General features: G+C 69.0%; 14 protein-coding genes and 1 pseudogene. 12 read left to right on the top strand and 3 right to left on the bottom strand.

The features are described from left to right. Positions 1-44 precede the first annotated feature (44 nt). Entirely contained in the window at positions 45-2060 is a 2016-nt protein-coding gene (locus ACH4TV_RS05835) for an FAD-dependent oxidoreductase (RefSeq protein WP_398394555.1), read from the bottom strand. Between the two features lie 516 nt (positions 2061-2576). Here ACH4TV_RS05835 and icmF point away from each other — a divergent pair. From icmF to ACH4TV_RS05805, 6 genes are all read left to right on the top strand, one after another. Beyond that, a complete protein-coding gene (icmF, locus tag ACH4TV_RS05830) occupies positions 2577-5804 on the top strand; it encodes a fused isobutyryl-CoA mutase/GTPase IcmF (RefSeq protein WP_398395380.1) in 3228 nt (1075 codons plus the stop codon). Between the two features lie 113 nt (positions 5805-5917). After that, on the top strand, positions 5918-7003 hold the full coding sequence (locus ACH4TV_RS05825) for an S-(hydroxymethyl)mycothiol dehydrogenase (protein WP_398394553.1): 1086 nt from the start codon (positions 5918-5920) through the stop codon (positions 7001-7003). After that, the gene (locus ACH4TV_RS05820) at positions 7003-7635 is read left to right on the top strand and encodes an MBL fold metallo-hydrolase (protein ID WP_398394551.1); all 633 of its coding nucleotides are present in this window, start codon (positions 7003-7005) and stop codon (positions 7633-7635) included. Before ACH4TV_RS05825 ends, ACH4TV_RS05820 begins: the two co-directional genes overlap by 1 nt. Positions 7636-7896: 261 nt before the next feature. Then, positions 7897-8259: a bifunctional 3-phenylpropionate/cinnamic acid dioxygenase ferredoxin subunit gene (locus ACH4TV_RS05815; protein ID WP_398394549.1), complete on the top strand. Its 363-nt coding sequence runs from the start codon at positions 7897-7899 to the stop codon at positions 8257-8259. Continuing rightward, positions 8256-9431: an NAD(P)/FAD-dependent oxidoreductase gene (locus tag ACH4TV_RS05810; protein WP_398394547.1), complete on the top strand. Its 1176-nt coding sequence runs from the start codon at positions 8256-8258 to the stop codon at positions 9429-9431. The genes ACH4TV_RS05815 and ACH4TV_RS05810 overlap by 4 nt, the downstream gene beginning before the upstream one ends. Before the next feature lie 179 nt (positions 9432-9610). After that, positions 9611-10735: an aromatic ring-hydroxylating dioxygenase subunit alpha gene (locus ACH4TV_RS05805; RefSeq protein WP_398394545.1), complete on the top strand. Its 1125-nt coding sequence runs from the start codon at positions 9611-9613 to the stop codon at positions 10733-10735. Positions 10736-10794: 59 nt separating this feature from the next. On the opposite strand, the gene ACH4TV_RS05800 is transcribed toward ACH4TV_RS05805, so the two are convergent. Next, complete coding sequence (locus tag ACH4TV_RS05800) at positions 10795-11541, bottom strand: IclR family transcriptional regulator (protein ID WP_398395379.1); 747 nt, start codon at positions 11539-11541, stop codon at positions 10795-10797. A gap of 201 nt (positions 11542-11742) precedes the next feature. Between ACH4TV_RS05800 and betA the strand changes: the two genes are divergently transcribed. The 3 genes and pseudogenes from betA to ACH4TV_RS05785 all read left to right on the top strand — a co-directional run bounded on the left by betA (position 11743) and on the right by ACH4TV_RS05785 (position 14787). After that, complete coding sequence (betA, locus tag ACH4TV_RS05795; protein WP_398394543.1) at positions 11743-13410, top strand: choline dehydrogenase; 1668 nt, start codon at positions 11743-11745, stop codon at positions 13408-13410. Between the two features lie 140 nt (positions 13411-13550). After that, positions 13551-14061, top strand: a pseudogene (locus ACH4TV_RS05790) (5,10-methylenetetrahydrofolate reductase); the annotation flags it as partial. 141 nt (positions 14062-14202) lie between these two features. Beyond that, positions 14203-14787 carry a TerD family protein gene (locus tag ACH4TV_RS05785; protein WP_398394541.1) on the top strand — a complete coding sequence of 195 codons (585 nt, stop codon included), beginning with the start codon at positions 14203-14205 and terminating at the stop codon, positions 14785-14787. 169 nt (positions 14788-14956) lie between these two features. Here the strand turns inward: ACH4TV_RS05785 and purU are convergent, their stop codons facing one another. Beyond that, positions 14957-15829 (bottom strand): formyltetrahydrofolate deformylase, encoded by an 873-nt coding sequence (purU, locus tag ACH4TV_RS05780; protein WP_398394539.1) that lies wholly within the window; start codon positions 15827-15829, stop codon positions 14957-14959. 277 nt (positions 15830-16106) lie between these two features. Here purU and ACH4TV_RS05775 point away from each other — a divergent pair, with 277 nt between their 5' ends. The 3 genes from ACH4TV_RS05775 to ACH4TV_RS05765 are packed head-to-tail and all read left to right on the top strand — an operon-like array spanning position 16107 to position 20736. Continuing rightward, on the top strand, positions 16107-17582 hold the full coding sequence (locus ACH4TV_RS05775) for an aldehyde dehydrogenase family protein (RefSeq protein WP_398394538.1): 1476 nt from the start codon (positions 16107-16109) through the stop codon (positions 17580-17582). Between the two features lie 20 nt (positions 17583-17602). Continuing rightward, positions 17603-18721, top strand: a complete 1119-nt coding sequence (locus tag ACH4TV_RS05770; RefSeq protein ID WP_398394536.1) for a glycine betaine/L-proline ABC transporter ATP-binding protein — start codon at positions 17603-17605, stop codon at positions 18719-18721. Continuing rightward, positions 18718-20736, top strand: coding sequence for an ABC transporter permease (locus ACH4TV_RS05765; RefSeq protein WP_398394534.1), 2019 nt, complete (start codon positions 18718-18720; stop codon positions 20734-20736). Before ACH4TV_RS05770 ends, ACH4TV_RS05765 begins: the two co-directional genes overlap by 4 nt. The last annotated feature ends 6 nt before the right edge of the window (positions 20737-20742 follow it).

The raw sequence follows: 20742 nt of genomic DNA, 5'->3' as shown, positions 1-20742 counted from the left end.
CGTTCAATCCTAGGGATTCGATCCTGGAGATCCTCCTACGACGGTCAGAGCGCCGCCGCCAGCTCGGTGCCCTGCTTGATGGCGCGTTTGGCGTCCAGTTCGGCGGCCAGGTCGGCGCCGCCGATCAGGTGGACGCCGCGGCCGGCGGCGAGCAGCTCGTCGTACAGGTCGCGGCGCGGGTCCTGGCCGGTGCACAGGACGACGGTGTCGACCGGCAGGACGGTGCTGGTGCCGTCGACGGTGATGTGCAGGCCGGCGTCGTCGATGCGGTCGTACTGGACGCCCGGGGTCATGGTGACGCCCCGGTGCTTGAGCTCGGCGCGGTGGATCCAGCCGGTGGTCTTGCCGAGTCCGGCGCCGACCTTGGTCGCCTTGCGCTGGAGCAGGTGGACGCTGCGGGGAGGAGCGGGGCGTTCGGGTGCGGCCAGTCCTCCCGGGGTGCGGTGGTCCATGTCGACGCCCCAGGCGCGGAAGTACGCCGCCGGGTCCTCGCTCGTCTTGTCGCCGCTGTCGGTGAGGTACTCGGCGACGTCGAAGCCGATGCCGCCCGCACCGAGGATCGCGACGCGGTCGCCGACGGGCACGTTGTCGCGCAAAACGTCGAGGTAGCCGACGACGCTCGGGTGGTCGACGCCGGGGATGTCGGGGGTGCGGGGGGTGACGCCGGTGGCTATGACGATCTCGTCGTACGTGGTCAATGCCGCTGCGGTCACAGGGGTGTTGAGGCGTACGTCCACCTCGTGGGCGTCGAGCTGGTGGCGGAAGTAGCGCAGGGTCTCGTCGAACTCCTGCTTGCCGGGGACCTTGCGGGCGACGTTCAGCTGGCCGCCGATCTCGGGGGAGGCGTCGAAGAGGGTGACGTGGTGGCCGCGTTCGGCGGCGCTCACCGCGCAGGCGAGGCCCGCCGGACCCGCGCCGACGACCGCGACGCGTTTGCGCAACCGGGTGGGCGAGAGGATCAGTTCCGTCTCGTGGCAGGCGCGCGGGTTGACCAGGCAGGAGGTGATCTGGCCGCTGAAGGTGTGGTCCAGGCAGGCCTGGTTGCAGCCGATGCAGGTGTTGATCGCTTCGGGGGTGCCGGCTGCGGCCTTGTTGACGAAGTCGGGGTCGGCGAGCATCGGGCGGGCCATCGACACCATGTCCGCGCACCCGTCGGCGAGCAACTGCTCGGCGACTTCTGGGGTGTTGATGCGGTTGGTGGTCACGAGGGGGATGCCGACCTCGCCCATGAGCTTCTTCGTCACCCAGGTGTACGCGCCGCGTGGCACCGAGGTGGCGATGGTGGGGATACGGGCCTCGTGCCAGCCGATGCCGGTGTTGATGATGGTCGCGCCGGCCGCCTCGACGGCCCGGGCGAGTTCGACCACCTCGTCGAGGGTGGAGCCGCCGGGGACGAGGTCCAGCATCGACAGGCGGTAGATGAGGATGAAGTCCTCGCCGACGGCTTCGCGTACCCGGCGGACGATGTCGAGCGGGAAGCGTGTGCGGTTCTCGTACGAGCCGCCCCAGCGGTCGGTGCGGTGGTTGGTCCGGGCGGCGATGAACTCGTTGATCAGGTAGCCCTCGGAGCCCATGATCTCGACGCCGTCGTAGCCGGCCCGGCGGGCGAGGAGGGCGGTGCGGGTGTAGTCCTCGATGGTCTGCTCGACCTCGGCGTCGGTGAGTTCGTGTGGGGGGAAGGGGCTGATCGGGGCCTGGAGGGGGCTGGGGGCGACCAGGTCCTGGTGGTAGGCGTAGCGGCCGAAGTGCAGGATCTGGAGCGCGATCTTGCCGCCCTCGCGGTGCACGGCGGCGGTGATCTCCGTGTGCTGGTCGGCCTCCGCGTCGGTGGTGAGTTTGGCGCCGCCCTCGTAGGGGCGGCCGGCGTCGTTGGGGGCGATGCCGCCGGTGACGATGAGGCCTACGCCGCCTCGGGCGCGGGTTGCGTAGAACTCCGCCATGCGTTCGAAGCCGCGGTCGGCTTCTTCCAGGCCTACGTGCATGGAGCCCATGAGTACGCGGTTGGGGAGGGTGGTGAAGCCCAGGTCCAGCGGGCTGAGCAGGTGGGGGTAGCGGCTCATGGGGGCCTCCGGGAGGGGGTGGGGCGTTTTTGTATTTGTAGAGGACGCCGGAAGGGTTGTGCAACTAGTTGCATAATGGCGTGCGGCACATCGTAGGGGTTTTTCGCCCCCGCCGCCCCTACCCGTTCCCATCCCTGGGGGCTGCACCCCCAGACCCCCCTTACGGCCCTGAACGGGCCTTGTCCTCAAGCGCCGGACGGGCTGGGATGTCTGGGTCTCGGCTGCAGAAGCGGCGGGAGGGTGGTGCTGAACGGGGTCTTGTCCTCAAACGCCGGACGGGCTGGAGATGCCGGCCGGTGCTTGAGAGGTGCCGCCCGCGCTCGAGAGGTGCCGCCTGGGCTGCAGAAGTGGCGGGGGCGGGTGGGTGGGCGGGAGGGTGGTGCTGAACGGGCCTTGTTCTCGGATGTCGGGCGGGCGGGGTGGAAATGTCGGGCCTGGGCTGGGGAGGTATTTACTTGGACGTCCTAGTATCCTGTTTGCTAGGACGTCCAAGTAAATGGGAAGGCCCCCATGACCGTGAACGATCTCCACCGCCCCGTGCACCCCGTCCGGCTGGTCACCGCCTCGGCGCTGTTCGACGGGCATGACGCGTCGATCAACATCATGCGGCGGATCTTCCAGTCGCAGGGAGCCGAGGTGGTTCACCTCGGGCACAACCGGTCGGTGCGCGAGGTGGTGGACGCGGCGCTGGAGGAGGATGCGCACGGGGTGGCCGTGTCGTCCTACCAGGGCGGGCATGTGGAGTACTTCGAGTACCTGGTGGAGTCGCTGCGCGGGCAGGGGGCCGAGCATATTCAGGTGGTGGGGGGTGGCGGCGGCGTCATCGTGCCCGAGGAGATCGCCCGGCTGCGCCGCAGCGGCGTGACCATCTTCTCGCCCGAGGACGGTCAGCGGATGGGCCTCGCCGGCATGGTCAACTCGGTGATCCGGGACTGCGACTTCGACCTGTGGGACAGCAAGGCCGTCGACGCCGCCGCCGTTCTGACCGGTGACCGGTTCGCCATCGCCCGTGCCATCACCGGCGCGGAGCTGGGCAAGCTGCCCCCGGAGCTGTTGGAGCAGGTGCGCGCTGCTGCCGCTGCGCGGGTCACGCCCGTCCTCGGGATCACCGGGACCGGCGGCTCCGGGAAGTCGTCGCTGACGGATGAGCTGGTACGCCGGTTCCGGGTCGACCAGCAGGACAAGCTGCGGATCGCGGTGATCGCCGTCGACCCGACCCGGCGTCGGGGCGGTGGGGCGCTGCTCGGCGACCGGATCCGGATGAACTCCCTGGACGGCAGCCGGGTCTTCTTCCGTAGCCTGGCCACCCGAGGGAGTCATGAGCTGCCCGAGCATCTGTCCGACGTGATCGACGTGGTCAAGGCCGCCGGGTTCGACCTGGTGATCGTGGAGACGCCGGGGATCGGGCAGGGCGACGCGGCGATCGTGCCGTTCGTCGACACGTCGATGTACGTGATGACGCCGGAGTTCGGCGCCGCCTCGCAGCTGGAGAAGATCGACATGCTCGACTTCGCCGACGTCGTGGCGATCAACAAGTTCGAGCGGCGCGGCGCCAAGGACGCGATGCGTGACGTGGGCCGGCAGCTCGTGCGCAACCGCGAGGCGTTCGGCATGCGGCCCGAGGACATGCCGGTGTTCGGGACCTCGGCGGCCACGTTCAACGACGACGGGGTCACCGCCCTCTACCAGCACCTCACGACCGGTCTGGCCGAGAAGGGGCTGCCGCTGTCCGAGGGCACGTTGGCGCCGGCCGGCGTGCGGCACTCCTCCGGCATCCGGCGGGTGGTGCCCGCGGAGCGGGTGCGCTATCTCGCCGAGATCACGGAGGCGGTCCGGGCGTATCACGCGGAGACCGAGTCGCTCTCCGAGGCGGCCCGGCGGGTGCAGCGGCTGGACGTCGTCGAGGGTGAGCTGGTCGAGGCCGGGGCCGACGCCGGGAGCGTCCGGGCGCTGCTGGCGGACGCCCACCGGCGACTCCCGCACGACATCGGGGAGCAGATCCGGAACTGGCCCGCGGTAGTGGCGTCGTACTCCGGAGACGAGCAGGTCGTGAAGGTACGGGACCGGGAGATCCGTACGCCGCTGAACCGCGAGTCCCTCTCCGGTAACAAGATCCCCCGGGTCGCGCTGCCCGCCTTCACCGACCACGGGGAGCTGGTGCGGTTCTGGCGCCGGGAGAACCTGCCCGGCCTCTTCCCGTTCACCGCCGGGGTGTTCCCCTTCAAGCGCGACGGCGAGGACCCGGCGCGGATGTTCGCCGGAGAGGGCGACCCGTTCCGTACGAACCGCCGGTTCAAGCTGCTGTCCGAGGGCCAGCCGGCCACCCGGCTGTCCACGGCCTTCGACTCCGTCACCCTCTACGGCCGTGACCCCGACGAGCGCCCCGACATCTACGGCAAGGTCGGCACCTCGGGGGTCTCGGTGGCCACCCTGGACGACATGAAGGCGCTGTACGACGGCTTCGACCTCGTCGCGCCCACGACCTCGGTGTCGATGACGATCAACGGCCCGGCGCCGACCGTGCTCGCCTTCTTCCTCAACACCGTCATCGACCAGCAGATCGAGAAGTTCCGGGGAGTGGAGGGGCGCGATCCGTCGGTCGAAGAAGCCGCCCAGCTGCGGGCGTACGCGCTCGCGAACGTGCGGGGCACCGTGCAGGCCGACATCCTCAAGGAGGACCAGGGGCAGAACACCTGCCTGTTCTCCACCGAGTTCTCGCTGCGGATGATGGCGGACATCCAGGAGTGGTTCATCGAGCAGAAGGTCCGCAACTTCTACTCCGTGTCCATCTCCGGCTACCACATCGCCGAGGCGGGGGCGAACCCGATCAGCCAGCTCGCCTTCACTCTCGCCAACGGGTTCACGTACGTCGAGGCCTATCTCGCGCGCGGGATGCGCATCGACGACTTCGCGCCCAATCTGTCCTTCTTCTTCTCCAACGGCATGGACCCGGAGTACTCCGTGCTGGGCCGGGTGGCGCGGCGGATCTGGGCCGTCGCCATGAGGGAGCGGTACGGGGCCAACGAGCGCAGCCAGAAGCTGAAGTACCACGTCCAGACGTCCGGGCGCTCCCTGCACGCCCAGGAGATGGACTTCAACGACATCCGCACCACGCTGCAGGGCCTGATCGCCATCTACGACAACGCGAACTCGCTCCACACCAACGCCTACGACGAGGCCGTCACCACCCCGTCCGAGGAGTCGGTGCGGCGGGCGCTGGCGATCCAGCTGATCATCAATCGGGAGTGGGGGCTCGCCATGAACGAGAACCCGCTCCAGGGGTCGTTCATCATCGACCGCCTCACCGACCTCGTCGAGGAGGCCGTGCTCGCCGAGTTCGACCGGATCAACGAGCGCGGCGGTGTGCTCGGCGCGATGGAGACCGGCTACCAGCGCGGGCGCATCCAGGACGAGTCGATGCTGTACGAGCAGCGCAAGCACGACGGCACGCTGCCGATCATCGGCGTCAACACCTTCCGCCGGCCCGGCGGCGAGGGGGCGCCCCAGGAGGTCGAGCTCGCCCGTGCCACGGAGACGGAGAAGGAATCCCAGCTCACGCGCGTCCGCGACTTCCAGAACGCGCACGGTTCGGAGGCCGCGCAGGCGCTCGCCCGGCTGAAGGACGCGGCCGTGGGCGGCGACAACGCCTTCGAGGCCCTGATGGCCGCCGCCCGGGTGTGCACGCTGCGCCAGGTTACCGAGGCGTTCTTCGAGATCGGCGGTCAGTACCGGAGGAACGTCTGAGGACCCTCCAGATTCTTGACCGCCGCTCGGTGCTCCACGATGCTGTGTTGCGACACATGAGATGTGTGCCGTAATGAGCAACATCCAGGTTTCGTATCAGCCGAGGAGCGGTCATGACTCATCAGGTCCGTGCTGTCGTCGCGAAGGGGGAAGGCGCCCCCGTCAGTCTGGAAACGATCCTCGTGCCGGACCCCGGTCCGGGGGAGGCGCTGGTGCAGATCCAGGCCTGCGGGGTCTGCCACACCGACCTGCACTACCGCGAGGGCGGGATCAACGACGACTTCCCCTTCCTGCTGGGCCATGAGGCGGCGGGCGTCGTGGAGTCGGTGGGGGAGGGGGTCACGGACGTGGCGCCCGGTGACTTCGTGATCCTCAACTGGCGTGCCGTGTGCGGGAACTGCCGGGCCTGTCTGCGGGGGCGGCCCTGGTACTGCTTCAACACGCACAACGCCAAGCAGAAGATGACCCTGCTCGACGGCACCGAGCTGTCCCCGGCTCTCGGTATCGGTGCCTTCGCCGAGAAGACGCTGGTGGCGGCGGGGCAGTGCACCAAGGTCGACCCGTCTGCCTCCGCGGCGGTCGCGGGCCTTCTGGGGTGCGGGGTCATGGCCGGTATCGGCGCCGCCATCAACACCGGGAACGTGGGGCGCGGTGACACCGTCGCCGTCATCGGCTGCGGCGGTGTCGGGGACGCGGCCGTCGTCGGGGCGAACCTGGCGGGCGCCGCGAAGATCATCGCGGTTGACATCGACGACCGGAAACTGGCCACCGCCCGCACGATGGGCGCCACGCACACGGTCAACTCGAAGGAGACCGATCCGGTCGAGGCGATCCGTGAGCTGACCGGCGGCCACGGTGCCGACGTGGTCATCGAGGCGGTCGGCCGTCCGGAGACGTACAAGCAGGCCTTCTACGCCCGGGACCTGGCCGGGACGGTGGTTCTCGTCGGGGTGCCGACTCCCGACATGAAGCTGGAGCTTCCGCTGATCGACGTCTTCGGGCGCGGCGGCTCACTGAAGTCGTCCTGGTACGGGGACTGCCTGCCCTCCCGCGACTTCCCCATGCTCATCGACCTCCACCTCCAGGGGCGCCTCCCCCTGGACGCCTTCGTGACCGAGACCATCGCGCTCGACGACGTGGAGAAGGCGTTCGAGCGGATGCACGGCGGCGACGTACTTCGCTCGGTGGTGGTGCTGTGATGACCGGCGCCCGTATCGAACGTCTGGTCACCTCGGGCACCTTCTCGCTCGACGGTGGCACCTGGGACGTCGACAACAACGTGTGGATCGTCGGCGACGGCCAGGAGGCCATCGTCGTCGACGCGGCGCACGACGCCGGGGCGATCGTCGAAGCCCTCGGCGGGCGCAGCCTTCGGGCCATCGTGTGCACCCACGCCCACAACGACCACATCGACGCCGCGCCCGAACTCGCGGCGCGGACGGGTGCCCCGATCCTGCTTCACCCCGACGATCTGCCGCTGTGGAAGCAGACCCATCCCGAGCGGGCGCCCGACGGCGAACTGGCCCATGGGCAGGTCCTCACGGTGGCCGGTGTCGGGCTGACCGTGCTGCACACCCCGGGTCACGCCCCCGGCGCGGTCTGCCTGTACGCACCGGGCCTGAAGGCGCTGTTCAGCGGTGACACGCTCTTCGCGGGCGGGCCGGGGGCGACGGGACGGTCGTACAGCGACTTCCCCACCATCGTCGGCTCGATCCGCAACCGGCTGCTGCATCTGCCGGGCGCCACCGTCGTGCACACCGGCCACGGGGACACGACCACCGTCGCCGCCGAGGCCCCGAACCTCCAGGAGTGGATCGACCGCGGTTTCTGACCGGCCGGCGATCCTTGCGCCCCACGCGCCCCACGGAGTGGGGTCATTACCGCCCGATGCCTGCTTGAGCTGTTCGAACGCGCTCATTCCGGCATCGGGCTCGCTTCGTTCGCTGTTGTGCAATGTGCGTCGGGTTGTTCATGGTGCAACTCGTGGCAATGGCTTATCCCGCTCCCTGGACTTCTTGACAAGGGTTCTGGGGCGCCCTCAAACTGGCGTTGCGCTTACCGCAATCCGTTTCGCTATACGCACCGAGGTGTCATGATGATTCCCGCGTGCCGTCTCGCGGATCTCCCGCGAGGTGAGGCCTACCGGCTCGACATCGACCCGCCCGTCTCGGTGTTCCACACCGACGACGGCGAGGTCTTCGCCATCGACGACACCTGCACCCACCAGGATGCCTCGCTCGCCGACGGCTGGCTGGAGGGCTGCGAGGTGGAATGTCCGCTGCACGCCTCGAAGTTCGACCTGCGGACAGGTGCCGTCGACTCCCCGCCGGCCAAGCTCCCGGTGCGGACGCACGAGGTCGTCGTCGAGGACGGCATGATCTACGTCAGGGTGTCCACCGACGCCCCCAACCTGCCGCCCTGCATCGCGTCCCGGCTCGCCGGGGGTCCCGCGTGAGGACGGTGGCGGTGGTGGGAGCCTCGCTGGCCGGCCTGTCGGCGGCTCGTTCCCTGCGCACACAGGGCTACGACGGGCGGCTGGTCCTCATCGGGGACGAGGCCCACCGCCCGTACGACAGGCCGCCGTTGTCCAAGGAGTTCCTCGCCGGCACCCTCGGCGAGGCGGACCTCGGGCTGGAGACCGACGGCGAGGACCTGGGCGCGGAGTGGCTGCTCGGCGCCCGCGCGATCGGCCTCGACCGTACGGACGGCACGGACCGGACCGTCCGCCTCGCCGGCGGCCGGAAGGTCCGCGCCGACGGCGTCGTCATCGCGACCGGCGCCGTCGCGCGCACCCTGCCGGGTGCCGACGGCCTGGCCGGCGTGCACACCCTGCGCACCCTGGACGACGCCCGCGCCCTGCGCGACGAACTGGCCCGCGGCGGACGGCTGGTGGTGATCGGCGGCGGGTTCGTCGGCGCCGAGGTCGCCTCCACCGCGTACGCCCTCGGTCTGGACGTGACGGTGATCGAGGCCGCCCCGACACCGCTCGCCGGACCGCTGGGCGAGACCATGGGCGCCGTCGTCTCCGGTCTCCACGCGGACCACGGCGTACGGCTGTTGTGCGGGGTGGGGGTGAAGGGGCTCGGCGGGGAGCGCACGGTCGAGGCCGTTCTGCTTGAGGACGGGCGCAGTGTTCCCGCCGACATCGTCGTCGTCGGAGTGGGTGCGCGGCCCTGCGTCGAGTGGCTGGGAGGGTCCGGCGTCGCCCTCGAGAACGGCGTCAAGTGCGGCTCCGACGGGCGCACCAGCGTCGCCGGGGTGGTCGCGGTCGGCGACTGCGCCAACTGGTACGACCCCCGGGTGGGTGCCCATCGCCGGGTCGAGCACTGGACGGGGGCGGTGGAGCGTCCCGCTGCCGCGGTGGCTGCGCTGTTGGCGGGGGGTGGGGTGGAGTCCGGGGGGCCCCGGCCGCCTTATTTCTGGTCCGACCAGTACGGGGTGAAGATCCAGTTCGCCGGGTACGCGGGCGGCGCGGACAGTGTGACGGTCGAGGCGGGTGCTGTCGGTGACCGGAATGTGCTGGCTGTTTATCGGCGGGCCGGGGAGGCGGTTGCTGTGCTGGGGATGAATCAGCCTCGGCTGTTCGTCCGCTGGCGTAAGCAGTTGGCTCTGCCGGGTTTGCGGTGATTCGCCTGCGGGCCGGTGGGGGCTTGTCGCGCAGTTCCCCGCGCCCCTAGCGGGTGGGCCCCTGCGGGGCCCTACACGCTAGAGGGCGATCCGCTTGGCCAGCTGCCCGCTAGGGCGCTTCGCGATATCTCGTTGACCGATCCTGACCACCACCACGACGTCTCTCCGAGGAGTGCACCGTGACCTCGAGCAGCCTGCCCGACAGTCTGATCGCCACCCTGCCCGGCTCCTCCTACACGGACGCGGGGATATTCGCCCAGGAGCAGGAGCGCATATTCGAGACCATGTGGTTCTGTGTCGCGCGCGCGTCCGAGCTGGCGAAACCCGGTGCCTTCCGGACCGTCGACGTGGGGCGCGAGAGCATCCTCGTGACGCGGGCGCGGGACAACTCGATCCGCGCGTACTTCAACGTGTGCCGGCACCGGGGCGCGAAACTGTGTACGGAGGAGAGCGGTGAGGTCAAGCGGGCCTTCCAGTGCCCGTACCACGCCTGGACGTACGGCCTGGACGGCAAGCTCGTCGCGGCGCCCAACCTCACCAAGATGCCCGACGTCGGCCGTACCGAGTACGGCCTGGTGAATGTGGCCGTCCGGGAATGGCTCGGCTATGTCTGGGTCTGCCTGGCGGAGAACCCGCCCTCCTTCGAGGAGGACGTCATCGGTGAGATCGTCGGCCGGCTCGGCGACGTCGAGTCGATCGAGCATTACGACATCGACAACCTCTCGGTCGGCAAGCGGATCGTCTACGACGTGAAGGCCAACTGGAAGCTCATCATCGAGAACTTCATGGAGTGCTACCACTGCGCCACGATCCACCCCGAACTCACCGAGGTGCTCCCCGAGTTCGCCGACGGCTACGCCGCGCAGTACTACGTCGGCCACGGCGCCGAGTTCGGCGGGGAGGTCCAGGGGTTCACGATTGACGGCTCCGAGGGGCTGGACCGCATCCCGGGCGTCGCAGAGGACCAGGACCGCCGCTACTACGCGATCACCGTCAGGCCGCAGGTGTTCATCAACCTCGTACCCGACCATGTGATCTTCCACCGGATGTACCCGGTGGCCGCCGACCGCACGATCGTCGAGTGCGACTGGCTGTATCTCCCGCACGTCGTCGAGAGCGGCAAGGACGTCAGCCGGTCCGTGGAGCTCTTCGACCGCGTCAACCGCCAGGACTTCGAGGCCTGCGAGCGCACCCAGCCCGGGATGAGTTCGCGGTTGTACGCCAAGGGGGGCGTGCTGGTGCCGAGCGAGCACCACATTGGCGCGTTCCACGACTGGGTGAACGAGCGCCTGGGGGCGCGGTAGCGCCCTCCAGGGGCGCGGGGAACTGCGCGACAAGCCCCCACCGGCCCGCGGTCAAAGAACTAGCCCAAGTACCCCATCCGGTGACTGATCTCCTCCGCCCCCTTCAGCAGCACCGGGGCGAGCTCGTGCAGACGCTCCTCGGTGAACCGGTACGAAGGGCCGGAGGCGCTCAGCGCCGCGACAACCTCTCCGTGCCGGTCGCGGATCGGGGCGGCCATGGCGTGCAGGCCTATCTCCAGCTCCTCCTGGGTCCAGGCGTACCCCCGTTCCCGCGCCTCCGCGAGGTTCTTCTCCAGCTTCGCCTTCGTGGTGATGGTGTGCGGGGTGACCTTCTTCAGGCCGGCGCCGAGGAGCAGTGCGGCGCGCTCCTTCGCGGGCATGTGGGCCAGCAGGATCTTGCCGCTGGAGGTGGCGTGCAGCGGGGTCAGTTGGCCGACCCAGTTGTACGCGCTGACGGCGCCGGGGCCGCGCACCTCGTACAGGTTGACGGCGTAGTGCTCCTGCATCACCGCGATGTTGACGGTCTCGCCGATCTCCTCGGCGAGTTGTTCGCAGACCGGGCGGCCCTGCTGGGTGATGTCGATGCTTCCCGTGACCGCACCGGCCAGCCGCACGATGCCGAAGCCGAGGCGGTACTTGCCGCGTTCACCCGCCTGCTCCACCAGACCACGTGCCTCCAGCGCGCCGAGCAGCCGGAACGCCGTGGATTTGTGAACATCGATCTCGGCCGCCACCTCGCTGACGCCCGCCTCACCGCGCTGGGCCAGAATCTCCAGAACGCTGATCGCACGGTCTACCGACTGCACTCCGCCGGCCTGGGAACTGGACGTTTCGGTGTCTGTGCTGTGGTTGCTCACAGCGAAACTATACGCGCAGTAAACAACGCACCTGCAAGTAACAGCACGGAAACCAAGAGCGCGCATGTTGCGCTTCCCGCAACCTGGTGCGTATGACGCTACTGGATTAGCATGCCTCGCGTATCTACGGCGCGAGCGAGACGAGAGATCATGGCTCCCCTGCAATACGACTTCGTCATCGTCGGCGGCGGATCGGCCGGCAGTGCACTGGCGAACAGGCTCTCCGCGGACCCGGCGAACAAGGTGCTGGTCCTGGAGGCCGGCCGGTCCGACTACCCGTGGGACGTCTTCATCCAGATGCCCGCGGCGCTGACCTACCCGATCGGCAGCCGCTTCTACGACTGGAAGTACGAGTCCGAGCCCGAACCCCACATGGGAGGCCGACGCGTCTACCACGCGCGCGGCAAGGTGCTCGGCGGCTCCAGCAGCATCAACGGCATGATCTTCCAGCGCGGCAACCCCATGGACTACGAGCGCTGGGCTGCCGATCCCGGCATGGACAAGTGGGACTACGCGCACTGTCTGCCGTACTTCCGGCGGATGGAGAACTGTCTCGCCGCCGACCCGGACGACGAGTTCCGCGGCCATGACGGCCCCCTCGTCCTCGAACGCGGCCCGGCCACCAACCCGCTCTTCGGCGCCTTCCTCAAGGCCACCGAGCAAGCGGGGTACCCGGCCACGGACGACGTCAACGGCTACCGGCAGGAGGGGTTCGCGAAGTTCGACCGGAACGTTCACCGGGGCCGTCGGCTCTCGGCCTCGAAGGCGTATCTCAAGCCGGTCCGGACGCGGCCCAACCTGACGGTGAAGACGCGTGCTCTCGTCACCCGCGTGCTCTTCGAGGGCAAGCGGGCCGTCGGTGTCGAGTACCGGCGCGGACGGGGGCCGGTCCAGCGGGTCCGCGCCAAGGAGGTCATCCTCTGCGGCGGCGCGATCAACTCCCCGCAGCTGCTCCAGCTGTCGGGGGTCGGCAACGCGAAGGAACTGCGGGCGCTGGGCGTCGACGTGGTCCACGATCTCCCCGGTGTCGGCGAGAACATGCAGGACCACCTGGAGGTGTACATCCAGTACGCCTGTAAGCAGCCGGTGTCCATGCAGCCGTACTTGGCGAAGTGGCGGGCCCCCTTCATCGGGCTCCAGTGGCTGTTCCGCAAGGGACCGGCGTCCACGAACCACTTCGAGGCGGGGGGCTTCGCCCGCAGCAACGAGGACGTCGCCTACCCCAACCTGATGTTCCACTTCCTGCCCATCGCGGTCCGCTACGACGGCTCCTCGCCGGCCGGCGGCCATGGCTACCAAGTGCACGTGGGCCCCATGTACTCCGACGCCATCGGCTCCGTGAAGATCAAGAGCAAGGACCCGCACGAACACCCGGCGCTGCGCTTCAACTACCTCTCCACCGAGCAGGACCGGCGGGAGTGGGTCGAGGCGATCCGGGTGGCGCGGAAGCTGCTCAACCAGCCGGCCATGGCCCCGTACAACGACGGGGAGGTCTCGCCGGGGGCGAAGGTGGAGACCGACGAGGAGATTCTCGACTGGGTCGCGAAGGAGGGCGAGACGGCTCTGCATCCGTCCTGCACCTGCAAGATGGGTCCCTCGACCGACGAGATGGCTGTCGTCGACCCGGAGAGTCTGCGGGTGCACGGGGTGGAGGGGCTGCGGGTCGTGGACGCGTCGGTGATGCCGTACGTCACCAACGGGAACATCTACGCGCCGGTGATGATGATCGCCGAGAAGGCGGCTGATCTGATCCTCGGTAAGCAGCCGCTGCCGGCTTCCGAGGCGGCGTATTACCGCCACGGCGCCGGGGAGGTCTGAGCGAGGCCTGAGGCGCCGAGGCCCGTTCAGTGGGCGACCCTGGGGGCTGCCGCCCCCAGCCCCCCGCTACGGCCCTGAACGGGCCTCGTCCTCAATCGCCGGACGGGCTGGGGGTGCGGGCCGGCGTCGAGAGGTGCGAGGAAGACGTCGTCGACCGGTTGCGTGAGACGGGAACGGGCGATGTCTTCGTGCCGGCGGGCGACGTGGATCCGCCCGCCGGGGCCTACGAGGGTGCCCTGCCGGTGCTGCGCAGGCTGGGTGCGCTGGGCAGCCCGTTCGCGCAGGTCGGCGTCACCGGCTACCCCGAGAGCCATCCGCTCGTCCATGACGACGTCACCATCCAGGCCATGTGGGACAAGCGCGAGCACGCGACGTACATCGTGAGCAACCTGTGCTTCGACGCCCGTGTGCTGGGGGAGTGGGTCGGTTGTCGGGGCCGGGAAGTCGCCCTGCCCGGGTACGTGGGCGTCGCGGGGCCCGTGCAGCGGGCGAACTGCTGTCCACGGCCACGAAGATCGGGGTGGGCGAGTCGACGCGCTTCCTGACGAAGCACGCGTCGTGGTTCCTGCGGTTCGCGGCGCCCGGGGGTTCAACCAGGTGGCGGAGACGGAGCGGTGGCGGCGGGCTGTGCTGGACCGGCTGGGCGGCTGAGGGTCGCCTCAGGGGTGCCAACTCCTCCACGCGGTCCCGGCGGACCCGACTCAGCCCTGATGGTGAACCGTGGCCAAGGAGTCTCTGGTCATCATGGGGCCCGTTCTGGGACCTCGGTGAAAGCCCAGGCAGTATGGACCCATGATTACGCTCACGAAGGAAGACGGCCCGGCGGACCTGGACGGGGTGACCCATCTGTCCATCGGGGCCTCCTGGGACCCCACCTCCGGCGCGAGCGGCGGAGTGATGGGCAAACTCCGCCGCAAGACCGGCACCGACCTCGACCTGATCGCCATCGCCCTGCACGACGGCGACCCGGTACGCCTGGCGGGTCTCGACTCGCTCGACCCCATCGGCAACGGCTCCCTGCTCCACAGCGGGGACAACCAGACGGGGCACGGGGACGGCGACGACGAGACCGTCACGGTCGAGTTCGCGAAGATCCCGCCCCACATCACCTCGATCGTGTTCATCGCCGCCGCCTACAAGAAGGGCAGTTCCTTCCAGAAGGCGCGCAACATCAGTTTCAAGGTGTACGACGCGAGTGGCGGCAGCACCCAGCAGGTCGCCGACATCTGGCCCAGCATGCTCACCACGGACAACGGCTGCGCCGTCGCCAAGGCCGTGCGGTCCGGCGCCGCCTGGAAGCTGGAGGTGATCAATACGACGGGGAACATCAAGCAGGGCGACCAACTCGCCCTGATGCGCTTCGCCGCAAGCAAGTAGACGTACATCGCAGGGAGTGAGGGGTCGTCGGCCCGTCGCCGGCGACCTCCCTGCGGACGCTTCGCTTACGAGCATGAGGTGGGCGGACTGCGCGTGAGGTGTCCGGCGCTGTATACGGACGCGCACCCCGCACGTGGAGACGCACCCCTCACGCGCAGCAGCGCACCCCTCAGCGGAACACCACCGTACGGTTCCCGTACACCATCACCCTGCTCTCGCTGTGCCACTTCACCGCGTGTGCCAGCACCTGTGCCTCCACGTCCCGGCCGACCGTGACCAGTTCCCCGGGGTCCAGGGAGTGGTCCACCCTCACCACGTCCTGTTCGATGATCTGCCCCTCGTCCAGCTCCGGCGTCACATAGTGCGCCGTCGCCCCGACGAGCTTCACGCCGCGGTCGTAGGCCTGCTCGTACGGGCGCGCGCCCTTGAAGCTGGGGAGGAAGGAGTGGTGGATGTTGATCGCGCGGCCCTCCAGCTGCTTGCACAGGTCGTCCGACAGAACCTGCATGTAGCGGGCCAGCACCACCAGGTCGACGTCCAGATCCCGCACCAGCTCCAGTAGCCGCGCCTCCGCCTCCGGCTTGGTGTCCCTGGTCACCGGGACGTGGTGGAAGGGGATGCCGTAGCTCTCCGCCAGGCTCTCGAAGTCGCGGTGGTTGGAGACGATCGCGGGGATCTCGATGTTGAGGGCGCCGGTGCGGCAGCGGAAGAGGAGGTCGTTCAGGCAGTGGCCGAACCTCGACACCATGAGGAGTGTCCGGGTCGGGGTCGACGCGTCCCGCAGGGTCCAGGAGATGCCGTAGGCCTCCGCGACGGGACCGAATCGGTAACGCAGGTTTTTCAGGTCCACGGTCGGATCGGAAACATCGAAGTGGACCCTCATGAAGAAACGGCCCTGGAGCCGGTCATCGAACTGCTGGCTCTCCAGGATGTTTCCCGAGTTCCTGACGAGAAAGCCGCTCACGGCGTGGACCAGGCCCGAGCTGTCGGGGCACGAGAGGGTGAGGACGTACTCGCGGCCAGGCTGCGGTCGAGGGGACATGTGCGACCTCCGTCGGTGCGTAATGCACAACAAGGTGAGCGATACGCAACATGGTCGGCTCGGCGCCCGCTGTGGTCAAGGGCGGCAGGGCAACTGCGCGCATACCCGCACGGGCAACCGCGCGGGCAACCGTACGGACACCGCGCGCATGTCGAAATCGTCATCCGCCAACTACTTGACGTATGTCCGCACATTCGCCATGGTGTTCCACCACAAGCAATTGGATGCACGATGCGCAACGAATTTCCTTTGGAAGGCCCTTTGAAAGGCGCGGCGCGTGGCAGATCTGTATGTGGACGGGGAATGGCGGGAACCGGTGGCCGGCGGTCACCGCGAAATCCGATGTCCCGCTGACGGCAGCCTCACCGCCACCGTCTCGGAAGGGACGCGCCCCGACACCGAGGCCGCGATCGCCGCCGCCCGCCGTGCCTTCGACACGGGACCCTGGCCGCGTACCCCCGAGCGGGAGCGCGGTCAGCTGCTGCTGCGTGCCGCCGACATCATCGAGCGGGACGGCAAGGAGTTCGCCCGCGCCGAGTCGCTGGACACCGGCAAGCGGCTGGTGGAGAGCGAGTACGACATCGCCGACGTCGTCTCCTGTTTTCGCCACTACGGCGGGATCGGGGGAACGGATGCCGGGCGGGTCATCGACACCGGCCGGGACGACGCCGTCAGTCGTGTCGTCTATGAGCCCGTGGGTGTCTGTGGGCTGATCACCCCTTGGAACTACCCCCTCCTGCAAGCCAGTTGGAAGGTCGCTCCGGCCCTTCTCGCGGGCAACACGATGGTCCTCAAGCCCAGTGAGCTCACCCCCTCCACCTCGATCCTGCTGATGCGGGCGCTCGCGGAGGCCGGGCTGCCGGCCGGCGCGGCCAACCTCGTCCTCGGGGCCGGGCCCGAGGTGGGGGCGCCGCTCTCCGAGCACCCGGACGTCGACATGGTCTCCTTCACCGGGGGGCTGGAGACCGGTAAACGGATCATGGCCACCGCTGCCGCCGGGGTGAAGAAGGTGGCGCTGGAACTCGGCGGCAAGAACCCCAACGTCGTGTTCGCCGACGCCGACTTCGAGGCGGCCGTGGATTTCGCCCTCACGGCCGTCTTTCTGCACTCCGGGCAGGTCTGTTCCGCCGGGGCGCGGCTCATCGTCGAGGATTCCCTCCACGACCGGTTCGTGGACGAGGTCGTGCGGCGCGCGGCGCAGATCCGGCTCGGCGGGCCCTTCGACCCCGAGGCCGAGACCGGCGCGCTGATCTCCGCCGGGCACCGGGAGAAGGTCGAGGCGTACGTCGCGGCCGGACTCGCCGAGGGCGCCGTGCTGCGGTGCGGCGGTGAGCGGCCCGACGACCCCGCCCTCGCCGACGGCCACTACTACCCGCCCACCGTGCTCGACGAGTGCACGCAGGACATGCGGGTCGTGCACGAGGAGTCCTTCGGGCCCGTTCTCACCGTGGAGCGCTTCCGCGACGGGGACGAGGACGACGCCGTACGCATCGCCAACGACACCGAGTACGGCCTCGCGGGAGCTGTGTGGACGCAGGACGCGGGCAGGGCCCAGCGGGTCGCCCGGCGGCTGCGCCACGGCACCGTGTGGATCAACGACTACCACCCCTATGTGCCGCAGGCGGAATGGGGTGGCTTCGGACACTCGGGCGTGGGCCGTGAGCTGGGACCGAGCGGCCTGGACGAGTACCGAGAGCCCAAGCACATCTGGCAGAACATCCAACCCCGGCCGCAGCACTGGTTTCGCGGCTGAACGCCGAAAAGAGGTCGATCGTGACCCCAGTACAGACCGAGGTGCCGCAGCGGCGCGGCACGTCCCAGGACTCGGACGCCACGCCGGTCATCTCCGTGCGCGGACTGTGGAAGGTGTTCGGGCCGAAGGCCGACCAGGTGCCGGACTCGGAGGAGCTGCGCGGGCTCACCCGGCGAGAACTCATGGACCGTACGGGATGCACCGCCGCCGTACGCGATGTGCACTTCGACGTGTCGCCGGGTGAGGTCTTCGTGGTCATGGGGCTGTCCGGCTCCGGCAAGTCCACGTTGGTCCGATGTCTTACGCGGCTGATCGAACCCACCGCCGGCCAGATCGTCTTCGAGGGCGAGGACATCCGCGAAGCGGACGAGAAACGCCTGCGCGAGCTGCGCCGCCAGAAGTTCTCCATGGTCTTCCAGCACTTCGGGCTGCTGCCCCACCGGCGGGTCGTCGACAACGTCGGGTTCGGGCTCGAGATACGTGGCATGAGCCGGACCGAGCGCATCAAGCGGGCGCTGGAGGTCGTCGAGCTCGTCGGGCTCTCCGGGTACGAGAACTCCTACCCGGATCAGCTCTCCGGCGGTATGCAGCAACGCGTGGGCCTGGCAAGGGCGTTGGCGGGGGACCCGGACGTCCTCTTCTTCGACGAGCCGTTCTCCGCGCTCGACCCGCTGATCCGGCGTGACATGCAGAACGAGGTCATCCGGCTGCACCACGAGGTCGGCAAGACGATGGTGTTCATCACCCACGACCTCTCCGAGGCGCTCAAGCTGGGCGACCGCATCCTCATCATGCGCGACGGCAAGATGGTCCAGTGCGGTACGGGCGACGAGCTGGTGGGCGCGCCCGCCGACGACTACGTCCGTGAGTTCGTGAAGGACGTGTCGCGTGCCGACGTCCTCACCCTGCGGTGGATCATGCGCCCGCCGGTCGACGGCGACGAACTCGACGGCCCCGAGCTCGGCCCGGACGTCGTCGTACGGGAGGCCACCCGCGTCGTCCTCGCCGCCGAGAAGCCCGTCAAGGTCGTCGAGAACGGCAAGCTGCTCGGCATCGTCGGCGACGAGGAGATCCTCGCGGTGATCGCCGGAGTACAGGTGCAGGAGCAGAAGCGGCAACCGGAAGGCGACGCGCGATGACCGTCGCCATGGAGAAACCTCCGACACCGGAGGCGCCCGGGCCACAGGACGCCGTACCCGAGGCCGCGCCTTTCGCGGCCGTACGCCGGGTCAGCCGCCGTATGGTGATCGGCGCGATCCTGGCCGTCTGGCTGGTGCTGTTCGCCGTACTGCGCGGAACGCACACCCTGACCCTCGCGGCGGCCGACCTCACCGATCTGCACCGGTGGCTGAACGACGTCAACGACTCGATCGGCGCCAACCGCAACTCCAACCCGCTGTTCCTCTACTTCTTCAACGAGATACGTCTGGTCATCGACAACCTGGTGACCTTCATCCAGCAGCTCATCTCGCAGCCCTCCGACACCCGCCCCCTGCCGCAGATCGGGTGGCTCGGCGTCGTCGGCATCGCCGGGTTCGTCTCCTGGGCCGTGGGCAACTGGCGGGTCGCCCTGCTGACCGTGGCCGGCTTCACCTTCTTCGGGCTCCAGGGTCTGTGGCAGGAGAGCATGGACACCCTGGCGCTGACGCTCTCCGCGGTGTTCGTGGCGCTGCTGATCGGCATCCCGCTGGGCGTGTGGGCGGGGCTGTCCGACCGGGTCAACAAGATCATGACGCCCTTCCTGGACTTCATGCAGACGATGCCCACCTTCGTCTACCTCGCCCCGCTGACCCTGTTCTTCCTCATCGGCGGCGCCTCCGCCACCATCGCCACCGTGATCTACGCGGCCCCGCCGGCGATCCGCATCACCGCGCACGCCATCCGCTCCGTACCGGAGACGACCGTCGAGGCGGCCGACTCGCTGGGCGCGACCCGATGGCAGTCGCTGCTGAAGGTCCTGCTGCCGATGTCCAAACGGACCGTGGTGATGGGCGTCAACCAGACGATCATGGCCGCCCTCGCCATGGTGACCATCGCCGCCCTGATCGACGCGCCCGGCCTCGGCAAGACCGTCATCCAGGCCCTCCAGTCGCTCGACGTGGGTACGGCCTTCAACGCGGGCCTCGCCATCGTCGTCATGGCCATCGTCCTGGACCGGGTCACGACCGCGGCGAGCGTCCGCGCGGAGACGGCTCGCAACTCGGGCGGCAGACTCCTCGCCTGGCGACGGAAGCTGGTGGTCGCGGGAGCGGCGGTCACCGCGGTGCTCGTCTATATGTCGCACACCTACGTATGGGCGGCGGAGTTCCCCGGCGAGGGCGATCTCGGCAGCACCGTCGCGAGCGCCGCCGACAGTGCGAGCACCTGGGTGCAGGACAACCTGTCGGGCCTCACCAACGCCTTCCGCGACGCCCTCACCAACGGTCTGCTCAACCCGTTCCAGTCCCTGCTCACCGACTCGCCCTGGTGGCTGGTCGCCGCCGTCCTGATCGGGATCGGCACGGTGCTCGGCGGCTGGCGGGCCGGGGTCACCACGGCCGTGTGCGTCGGCCTGCTGGTCGCCACCGGTCTGTGGTCGGACAGCATGACGACACTGGCGTCCACGATGGTCGCCACGGTCATGACGATGCTGCTGGCCGTCGTCGTCGGCGTGTGGATGGGGCGCAGCCCGCTCGCGGACCGGCTGATCCGGCCCACCCTCGACGCGGCGCAGGTCATGCCGCCGTTCGTCTACCTCGTACCGTTCCTCGCGCTGTTCGGCGCGACCCGCTTCACGGCGATCGTCGCGGCCATCGTCTACGCGGCGCCCGTCGCCATGAAGATCATCGCGGACGGGATACGGAACGTGCCCGCGACCACCGTGGAAGCGGCCACCTCCGCCGGGTGCAGCACCTGGCAGCTCATCACCAAGGTCCAGCTGCCGATGGCACGCGGAGCCCTGACCCTCGCCACCAACCAGGGTCTGATCTACGTGCTGTCGATGGTTGTTGTGGGCGGCCTGGTAGGCGCGGGCGCCCTCGGCTACGACGTCGTGGCCGGCTTCTCGCAGGGGCAGCTGTACGGGAAGGGGCTGGCGGCGGGGCTGGCCATCGTCCTTCTCGGAGTCATGTTCGACCGGATCACTCAGGCAGCGGCGCGGCGTACCAGCGCGTAAGGAGCT

The sequence above is a fragment of the Streptomyces sp. NPDC020898 genome, assembly GCF_044333925.1.
GTDB lineage: Bacteria > Actinomycetota > Actinomycetes > Streptomycetales > Streptomycetaceae > Streptomyces.
This window is presented reverse-complemented; position numbering and strand designations above follow the sequence as displayed.

Bases quoted from the DNA above. Each gene is read 5' to 3' on its own strand.
- ACH4TV_RS05820 (WP_398394551.1), top strand. From the start codon at position 7,003: ATGACCGGCGCCCGTATCGAACGTCTGGTCACCTCGGGCACCTTCTCG.
- ACH4TV_RS05815 (WP_398394549.1), top strand. From the start codon at position 7,897: ATGATGATTCCCGCGTGCCGTCTCGCGGATCTCCCGCGAGGTGAGGCC.
- ACH4TV_RS05825 (WP_398394553.1), top strand. From the start codon at position 5,918: ATGACTCATCAGGTCCGTGCTGTCGTCGCGAAGGGGGAAGGCGCCCCC.
- ACH4TV_RS05835 (WP_398394555.1), bottom strand. From the start codon at position 2,060: ATGAGCCGCTACCCCCACCTGCTCAGCCCGCTGGACCTGGGCTTCACC.
- betA (WP_398394543.1), top strand. From the start codon at position 11,743: ATGGCTCCCCTGCAATACGACTTCGTCATCGTCGGCGGCGGATCGGCC.
- purU (WP_398394539.1), bottom strand. From the start codon at position 15,829: ATGTCCCCTCGACCGCAGCCTGGCCGCGAGTACGTCCTCACCCTCTCG.
- ACH4TV_RS05765 (WP_398394534.1), top strand. From the start codon at position 18,718: ATGACCGTCGCCATGGAGAAACCTCCGACACCGGAGGCGCCCGGGCCA.
- ACH4TV_RS05785 (WP_398394541.1), top strand. From the start codon at position 14,203: ATGATTACGCTCACGAAGGAAGACGGCCCGGCGGACCTGGACGGGGTG.